General features: G+C 29.1%; 2 protein-coding genes and 1 pseudogene. 2 read left to right on the top strand and 1 reads right to left on the bottom strand.

The window, feature by feature from the left end; translation table 11 throughout:
• Positions 1-629: POT-type proton-dependent oligopeptide transporter (locus J7G74_RS15425; protein ID WP_330616604.1), on the top strand; the 629-nt coding region annotated here is incomplete at its 5' end.
• Between the two features lie 141 nt (positions 630-770).
• Complete coding sequence (pepT, locus tag J7G74_RS15420; RefSeq protein ID WP_297136955.1) at positions 771-1,991, top strand: peptidase T; 1,221 nt, start codon at positions 771-773, stop codon at positions 1,989-1,991.
• 138 nt (positions 1,992-2,129) lie between these two features.
• On the opposite strand, the pseudogene J7G74_RS15415 reads toward pepT, so the two are convergent.
• Positions 2,130-3,995, bottom strand: a pseudogene (locus J7G74_RS15415) (type IA DNA topoisomerase); the annotation flags it as partial.
• Positions 3,996-4,009: the final 14 nt, after the last annotated feature.

Genomic DNA, 4,009 nt, shown 5'->3' with positions numbered 1-4,009 from the left:
TTATTCTTGTTACAATATTCTCAATAATATTCTGGATAGTTTGGTACTTAACTTATAATCCTATAATGTATCACTGGGGACCAGATTTTGATTATGCTAATAAAGCTAACTGGATGATAGGAAACTTCGTGGTTCCATCTTCTTGGTTCGATTCATTAAATGCACTTACTTGTATATTACTTGGACCAGTTCTTGCAGCATTTTGGACTAAGCGTGCTAATTCACCAAAGGGTGATTTAAGTATGTTTAAGAAGACTGCTTTAGGTATGATTTTACTTGGTGCAGCTTTTGGTGTAATGGCTCTTGCTGAGATAGTAAGAGGAGATAATCAAGCTAACTTAATGTGGATAGTAGCAGTTGGTATATTAATGTCACTTGGTGAAATGGTATTCTCACCACTTGGAAATTCATTTATATCTAAATTCTCTCCAACAAAAGTTTTAGGACTTATGATGGGAGTTTGGCCATTTGCTATATTTATAGCTGGTAAATCTTATGGATATCTATATGAATTCTTATCAGGATATTCATTTGCACCTGCATATGCAATAGTTGGTGGAATTGTTATATTATGTGGTATAATTTTATGGTCAATGGACAAGAAATTAAATACTCTTGTTGAAGATTAAGAAAATTATTCAAATAAAGTAATATAATATTAAAAATATTATATGGAATATAATTAAAAAATAAATTTCAACTGGGTTCTGAGCTGTTACAGTACCCAGTTTTTATTTATAAAAATATATTTATAAAAGGAGATTAGTATTATGAGAGCTTATGAAAGAATGTTAAACTATATAAAAGTATGGACTACTAGTGATAGTGGAAGTGAAACAGTGCCTTCTACTTCTCGTCAATTTGATTTAGCTAATTTATTAGTTAAAGAAATGAAAGAACTTGGAATAGAAGATGCTCATGTAGACGATAAATGTTATGTATATGGAAGTATACCAGCTACAAATGGATATGAAGATAAAACAAAGTTAGGATTTATCGCCCATTTAGATACAACAGAAGATCTTACAGGGAAAGATGTTAATCATCAAATTATAAAAAATTATGATGGAGAAGATATAACTCTTGGAACTAGTGGTAAAGTTATTAGAACTAAAGACTTTACACATTTAAAAGATTTTAAAGGAAGAACTATAATAACTACAGATGGAACTACTTTATTAGGTGCAGATAATAAAGCAGGTATTGCAGAAATAATGACTGCAATTGAAATAATACAAAAGGAAAATATTCCTCATGGAAAAATATGTATAGGGTTCACTCCAGATGAAGAAATAGGAAGAGGTGCTCACCATTTTGATGTTGAAAAATTTGGTGCAGATTATGCATTTACTTTAGATGGAGAGCTAGAAGGTCAAATTGAATATGAAAACTTTAATGCATCTTCTGCAACTTTTGAAATAAAAGGAGTAAATGTACATCCGGGAAGTGCAAAGGATATTATGGTAAATTCTCAGTTAATAGCTATGGAAATTAATTCGATGCTGCCAGTAAATGAGACTCCTGCTACAACTGAAGGATATGAAGGATTTTATCATTTAATGGAAATAACAGGTTCTGTAGAGCATTCTAAGTTATCATATATAGTTAGGGATCATGATGGTGAAAAATTCGAAGCTAGAAATGAATTACTTAGAAGAATAGAGAAAGAAATAAATGAAAAATATGGAGAAAATACAGTAACACTTACTATAAAACATGCCTACAGAAATATGAAAGAGAAAATAGAGCAATGTATGCATTTAGTTGAAAATGCTAAGAAAGCTATAGAAGCTGTAGGTTTAGAACCAAAAATATCTCCTATTCGTGGAGGAACAGATGGTGCTCAATTAAGTTTTAAAGGTTTGCCTTGTCCAAACTTAGGAACAGGTGGAGCAGCTTATCATGGAGCTTTAGAGCATATAAGTGTAGAAGGTATGGACAAAGTCACACAGATAGCTATAGAATTAGTTAAAATTTATGCTGAAATATAAGTATTACTTTATATAATATTATGAAAAAACACCTACCAAATTAATTAGTAGGTGTTTTTTGTTACGCATATTATTTATATATTATCTATTTTATAGGAAAAATAATATATTTTTATAATTGATTTAAAAACTATATATTTAGTCCATTTTTTTTATAGACCAAGAGAAATAGCCCTTATCATTTTTATCATATTTAAGTATGGCATCAAACTTTTTACCATCTTTAGATGTTAAAGATTTTACTTTAGCTTCACCTTTTTTAAGTAAGCTTTTAACCATAGTTTTGTTTGGTTTCTTTTTATAGTACTGTAAGAATTTATCTTCTTTAAAAATACCAAACTTGCAGTTATTATAATTCATACAGAAAAATCCTTTATCTTTTTCAAGCACATCACCTTGACATATAGGACATTTACCTAATAAATCATTGCTATTTGAATTGGATGATTTACTTGAAGTAGATTTAGCGCCTTTTTTAGATGATGATATAACTTTATCACTAACAAACTTTTTAGTTTTAGCATTATAAGTAAAGCTTTCCGTAGATATTTTTTTAGGTTTATCATATTTTATTAAGTTAACACTATTATAAATGAAGTTCATTATATTAGTTAAGTATTCTTTTCTAGTATATTGACCTTTTTGAATATCACTTAAGCTTTTTTCTAGTTTACCAGTATAGTCAACGTCAAACAATTCTTTGACAGGGAATATTTCAACTAGATTTTTACCTAAGTCAGTTACAAAATAAGATTTACCTTTTTTATTAACATATCCAACTTGGCTAATTTTTTTTAGGACATCAGCACGAGTAGCAGAAGTACCTATAGAATATCCTGATAAAACTGTTGTGTCATCTTCTGACACATTTTTTCCACAGTTTTTCATAGCCTTAAGTAAAGTATCTTCCGTATATGGTTTAGGAGGAGTAGTTTGTTTACTTAAAGGTTTAATTTCTATTACATCAACTACTTCATTTTTATTTACTAATGGAAGTAAGTCATCTTTTTCTTCTTTATTGTATACTTCCAAATATCCTTTAACTTTAAGCACTTTTCCTTTAGTAACAAATATATTTTTATCTACATCAGTTTTTATTTCTGTATTTTCATATTCAGCTGGTGGCATAAAGTTGGCTATAAATCTGTCCTTGATAGCATTATAAACAATTGCTTCATCAGGAGTCAGTTTAGTTGGAATAATATAAGTAGGTGTGATAGCACTATGGCTATCAACCTTTGATGAATCGAAAACTCTTTTTGTTTTAGTAAATTTGATTTTATCTTCGTAAGGAAGTCCTTTTTTTAACCTTTCTAAAGTTTGGGAAGCTTTAGTAGTTAAACTTTCTTCTAGGAAAATAGAGTCTGTTCTAGGATAAGTAATATATCCACCTTTACCTTTACCTTCGTATAAAGACTGACAGACACTTAAAACTTTGTCAGAAGTAAAGTGACTGTACTTTGAAGTTATATAACCTTGTAAAGAAGTTAAACTGAAAAGCTTAGGAGCATATTCTTTAGAGGTAGTTACTTTTTTATCAGTAATAGTGCCCTCTTTGGAAGTTATACTATCTATTACAGATTTAGCTTCTTCTGGTGTATCAAATTTGCTATTTTTATTTTTTATTAATTTACCTTTATATTCACCATTGTTGCATCTAAAGCTACCTTCAATTTCGAAGTAGGTTTTAGGAACAAAATTTCTAATTTCCATATCTCTATCATAAATTAATTTTACTGTTGGTAAAATAACACGTCCTATATTCAATAATTTCCCATTTCCATATTTTAATGTGGCAATAGAAGTAAAATTAATTCCTATTAGCCAGTCTGTTATTAGTCTAGTATATCCTGCAGCTTGTAGATTCCTCATATCTTCTTCATCTTTAAGATTTTGAAGTCCTTTAGTTATATCTTGAGGTGTCCATTCATTTACTAATATTCTCTTAACAGGCTTTTTATTTTTTGCCATAAGAAAAATTAAAAAGGCGATTAATTCACCTTCTCATATACTTACTT

Source organism: Terrisporobacter sp. (assembly GCF_017888745.1).
Classification (GTDB): Bacteria; Bacillota; Clostridia; order Peptostreptococcales; family Peptostreptococcaceae; genus Terrisporobacter.
The sequence above is the reverse complement of the archived record's forward strand: the minus strand, read 5'-3'. Positions and strand labels throughout refer to the sequence as shown.

What these genes read in the sequence shown, in the direction of transcription:
- pepT (WP_297136955.1), top strand. Translation starts at nt 771, where the DNA reads ATGAGAGCTTATGAAAGAATGTTAAACTATATAAAAGTATGGACTACT.